Annotated in this window: 6 protein-coding genes; all 6 read right to left on the reverse strand. The window is 44.3% G+C overall.

All coding sequences use genetic code 11. The features are described from left to right. A partial coding sequence (locus tag K6C05_RS08725; RefSeq protein WP_296733726.1) for an ATP-binding cassette domain-containing protein occupies positions 1-792 on the reverse strand: 792 nt, incomplete at its 3' end. Continuing rightward, positions 785-1777: an ABC transporter ATP-binding protein gene (locus K6C05_RS08730; RefSeq protein ID WP_296733729.1), complete on the reverse strand. Its 993-nt coding sequence runs from the start codon at positions 1775-1777 to the stop codon at positions 785-787. The genes K6C05_RS08725 and K6C05_RS08730, both read right to left, overlap by 8 nt. A gap of 17 nt (positions 1778-1794) precedes the next feature. After that, positions 1795-2709 (reverse strand): ABC transporter permease, encoded by a 915-nt coding sequence (locus K6C05_RS08735; RefSeq protein ID WP_296733731.1) that lies wholly within the window; start codon positions 2707-2709, stop codon positions 1795-1797. Between the two features lie 5 nt (positions 2710-2714). Then, positions 2715-3644: an ABC transporter permease gene (locus tag K6C05_RS08740; protein ID WP_296733733.1), complete on the reverse strand. Its 930-nt coding sequence runs from the start codon at positions 3642-3644 to the stop codon at positions 2715-2717. 38 nt (positions 3645-3682) lie between these two features. After that, complete coding sequence (locus tag K6C05_RS08745; protein ID WP_296733736.1) at positions 3683-4969, reverse strand: serine hydrolase domain-containing protein; 1287 nt, start codon at positions 4967-4969, stop codon at positions 3683-3685. Between the two features lie 10 nt (positions 4970-4979). Beyond that, a partial coding sequence (locus tag K6C05_RS08750; RefSeq protein ID WP_363317186.1) for a L,D-transpeptidase family protein occupies positions 4980-5209 on the reverse strand: 230 nt, incomplete at its 5' end.

The following is a 5209-nucleotide window of genomic DNA, read 5'->3' on the forward strand; positions in this document are numbered from 1 at the left end:
ATCAGGGTCAGGTACCGGAATCGCTGCCAAAAGTGTTTTGGTATATGGATGCAGCGAATTTTCATATAACTCATCAGATTCGGCAATTTCCATGATTTCTCCCATGTACATCACGGCAACCCTGTCACTAATATATTTCACCATTGCGAGATCATGGGCGATGAACAGATAGGTAAGCCCCAGTTCCTTTTGAAGGCGTCGCATCAGATTGACAATCTGGGCCTGAATAGAAACATCCAGTGCAGATATAGGCTCATCGCATATAATCACATCGGGATTGACTGCCAATGCCCTGGCAATACCGATTCGCTGCCTCTGTCCACCACTGAATTCATGAGGAAAACGATTTGCCTGCTCACGACTAAGTCCCACCATCTCCAAAAGCTCATAAATCCTTTTTTCCCTGGCTGATGAATCATCATAAACACCATTGATTTCCAAGGGTTCAGCTATAATTTCCCCCACTGTCATTCTGGGGTTCAAACAAGCGTAGGGATCTTGAAAAATCATCTGAATACGCTTTTCAGGGCCATTGGTAAAATCCAGCTTCTTGCCGTATAAAAAGACCTCGCCACGGGTTGGCTTATACAGTCCCATGATAGTCCTGCCGGCTGTGGTTTTGCCACAACCTGATTCACCCACCAGCCCCAGGGTCTCACCCTTGGATATATCAAAGGATATACCATTCAGTGAATAAGCATATTCCTTGGGCTTACCAAAAAAATTCTTCTTGGTGACAAAATGCTTGGTCAAATTCCTTACAGAAAGTAGCGGCTCTCCCATATTATTCATATTGTGCCCCTCCTTTACTGTCCCTTACAGGCAACCAGCACTCAACAGAATGCTTGTCCCCGACACACTGTTTTTCCGGCAGGCATTCACAACAAACCTTCATGGCCTTCCTGCATCTGGGTACAAAGCTGCAACCCTGTATATCATAAAGCAGGTCCGGCGGCTGTCCATTTATTACAGGAAGCTCCTCATCGGCGGGTAAATCCACCCGTGGTAATGAAGCAAGCAATCCCTGGGTATAAGGATGCCGTGGATTGTGAAATATTTCCCTGGCAGAACCATGCTCTACAATTCTTCCGGCATACATCACATTTACCTTGTCACAAATACCGGCTATCACTCCCAAATCGTGGGAAACAAGAACTATGGACATCTTCATATCACGCCGCAGCTCTGATAACAGCTCCAGTATCTGGGCCTGTATGGTCACATCCAGCGCAGTGGTAGGTTCATCAGCAAATAATATTTTGGGCCTGCATATAAGCGCCATGGCTATCATCACCCTTTGACGCATACCACCACTGAATTCATGGGGATAACAGTTCATTCTTTCAGCAGCCTTTGTAATGCCAACACGGGTTAGCAGGTCTATGGCCTCACTGCGTGCTGCCTGACCGGAAACTCCCCTGACCCTTATCAGCCCCTCTGTCATCTGTTTACCTATTGTCAATACCGGATTCAATGAAGTCATTGGGTCCTGAAATATCATGGACATGGAACTGCCACGGTATTTTTGGAAATCTTTTTCGGAAATATTAGTGATATTCTCCCCCAAAAGTGTAATGGAACCACTTTTGATAAAGGCATTTTCCTGGGGAAGAAGCCCCATAACAGCATGAATTGTCACGCTTTTGCCACAACCTGACTCCCCTACAATACCTACAATTTCTCCTTCATCAACACTTAGACTGACACCGCGCACTGCATTTACATCACCACGATAGGTATGAAAGCCAACTGATAAATCCTTTATATCCAAAATCATAGCAAATCTTTTCCTCCTTAGCGGCGCATCCTTGGATCGAGGGCATCCCGCAAACCATCACTGAAGAAATTGAATGCCAGCATGGTAAGGCTGATGGCCACAGCAGGGAAAAACAGCTGAAATGGGTATGCACGGATGGAATTAATACCATCAGAGCATAATACTCCCCAGCTGGCCATTGGTGCCGAAACACCCAGACCGATAAAGCTCAGGAAGGCTTCGGTAAATATGGCATCAGGAATGGAAAGACTCAGGGATACTATAATGACACCCACGGAATTTGGTATCAGGTGTCTGAACAATATGCGCAGCTGTCCTGCCCCCATACTTTTTGCTGCCAATACAAATTCCTGTTCCTTGATTTTCAGCACCTCTCCCCGGACAATACGGGCCATCTGAAGCCAATAGCTTATTCCCAGGGCAATAAAAATATTCATGAGGCCAGGCTTAAATACCACCATTAGCAATATTACATACAAAATTGTCGGTATGCTGTAAAGAATATCTACGATATTCATCATGATACGGTCTGTACGGCCCCCAATAAATCCGGAAATTCCCCCGTAAATTACTCCAATCACAAGATTGATAAGGCTGGCTACTATTCCAATGGACAATGAAATCCGCGCCCCGTACAGCACACGAATAAACATATCCCGGCCCAAACCATCGGTGCCAAAGAAGTGCGCCATGGAAGGAGCCAGATTTGCCTTGGCAAAATCCTGATCAGCATAGGAAACGCCGGAAAACATCGGAATTAATATGGCCGAGATAGTCATGAGGATTATAAATATCATCCCCATCATAGCAGCCCTGTCCCTTTTTAGACGAATCCATGCATCCTGCCAGTACCCCATCGGCTTTCCGGGGGACTGGACAGCAGCAGAATTATCATCCTGGGAAATAGGAGAAAAATCATACTCACAATTCATTTGTGCTAATCCTCCTTTTCTCCCAGTTTAATTCTGGGATCCAGCAATGGGTAGATAATATCCACCAGCATATTCATAAGAATTATTATGGCACTGTAAAACACTGTGACTCCCAAAATAACAGTATAGTCACGATTATATATACTGGTCACAAAATAGCGTCCCAAGCCGGGAATGGCAAAAATTGTTTCTATTACAAAGCTGCCGGTCAAAATGCCTGCTACCATAGGACCGATATAGGTAACCACCGGAATCAGTGCATTGGGCAGGGCATGGCGAAACAGTATATTCACATTGCCCAAGCCTTTGGCCCTGGCAGTCTTGATATAATCCTGTCCCAGTACATCAAGCATACTGGAGCGGGTGAGTCTGGTAATAAAAGCCATGGGCATGGCAGCCAGAGCAACAGCCGGTAAAATCCTGCTGGACCAGTCATTCCACATGGCTGCAGGCAATATTCCCAGCTTCATGGCAAAAATATCAACTAAAAGGGCGGCTAACACAAACCCCGGAACAGCAATTCCCAAAGTGGTGAGCAGATTCAATGTCCTGTCCTGCCAACGGTTACGCCTATAGGCTGCGAATACACCTGCAGGTATTCCTGCCAGCAGAGCAATAATTATGGACTCTACCCCCAGCTCAAAGGAAACCGGAAAGCTCTCACTGATAATATCATTCACTGACCGTCCCACATATTTAAAAGAAGGTCCCAAATCGCCATGCAAAAGGTTATCTACATAATCCATGTATTGCTCAGTCAGCGGGTCATTCAGCCTATAGCGGGCTTCAATATTGGCCTTTACCACAGGCGGCAGATTCTTTTCCGCCGTAAAAGGTCCGCCCGGAATAGCGTGCATCAGCACAAAGGTCAATGTCATAACTATCCAGAGCACAATTATGGAATTAATAAACCTTTTTATCAGGTATTGCAGCATTTAACATCCCCCCAAACAAAACATAAAAGTAAATGAAGTCACATATTCATCAATCCATTGCAAAGTGCATCAGTAACCTTTTCTTCCCACAGGAAATTACTACTGAATTTACCATGGCTTTTGGGATCATCTTCAGATATACCTATTCCGTTCATGATATATACGAATCCATCTTTGCTGCCGGGAATAAAAAACATCCCGGAATAAAGTCCAAAGGCCTGGCCGGTATGCCCTACAAAATTTAAATCATAATTTTGCGACAATCTGGCAGTGGAATTTCCCTTTATCTGATATAGTCCCAGGCCATAAGACAGCAAAGTACCATCGCAGGTATCCCCATTATGACCGTTATAAATCCATTGCGGCTTCATCATTTTTTCAGCACAAGCTTTTGATATGAACTGATTTCCTTTATAGCACCCCTGATTCATCAGCATATTTAATGTATGCACCATATCCTCCAGGGATACCCGCAACCCACCCTGAGGGGCAAAAAAGGTAGCATTGTTCCCAGGTATGTAACCTGACAAATCATAAATTTCTGTGTCATCATGAACTGCATAGGGATTCTGCATGGTAACAGCATCCCTCTCCGGTGGTGAATCATGCCAATCATCCATTACACCACGCCAGGGAAGCTGTTCATCCCATTTGCCATCGTAATCCTTTTTCTGATAAAGGGTTCCCAGATTTTTAAACGCCTCAGAAGACAGATTTCCTGGTAAATAACCACCTTTGATATCCAATCTTTTAAAAATATATTTCTCGATATACCGATCAAAGCGTTCCCCGGTTATAGCTTCAATAATGGTACCCAACAGGCCATAGTTAAGATTGCAATAACAAAAATATTCCCCAACAGGCTCTGAGTCCAGGGAAAAATGCGCTCCCCCCTCATAAAATTTCCCCTGGGGAGAAAAAAACTCCCTGACAGAAAATTTAGGTGGAATACAATAAATAATCCCGTCCCTAAGGCCTGAAGTATGATTGGCCAACATCCTGACAGTTATTTTCCTGTCCGGGAAAGCCGGATGCACCAAGGGAAAGCCCAAATAGTCACTGACATTATCATCCAGATGAAGTCTTCCTGCCTCCATCAGCTGCATAACAGCATACACAGTAAACTGCTTTGACAGGGAAGCAATCCTGAATAAGGAATCACCGGTAAAGCTCTTAGGTTTCTCCCCTAATACTGCCCAACCGCCATAGTACCTGAAAACAGGAACACCATCCTTTATAAGGACAGCACCAAGGCCCGGTACATTATATGGACCGGTTTTTACAATATCATCAAATTCCTTATTAATGAACTCATAATTATTCATAAAATCCCCATTAAATCGGATAAATACATATGCGAATATTATTATCAGCGTGCCTAATTATCTGCAGCATATCTGCTTCAGATACTGCCACACAGCCATGGGTAAAGTTATTCTCTCCGAAACAATGGAGAAATATATATGAGCCACGGCCAATAACACACTCACGGTTATAATCAATAAACAGTCCATAATTAAACTGCGGTGCACCGTCATTCATGGGATCAAGTTCAAGACGGTTCA

The sequence above is a fragment of the Anaerovibrio sp. genome (genome assembly GCF_024697385.1).
Taxonomy (GTDB): Bacteria; Bacillota; Negativicutes; order Selenomonadales; family Selenomonadaceae; genus Anaerovibrio.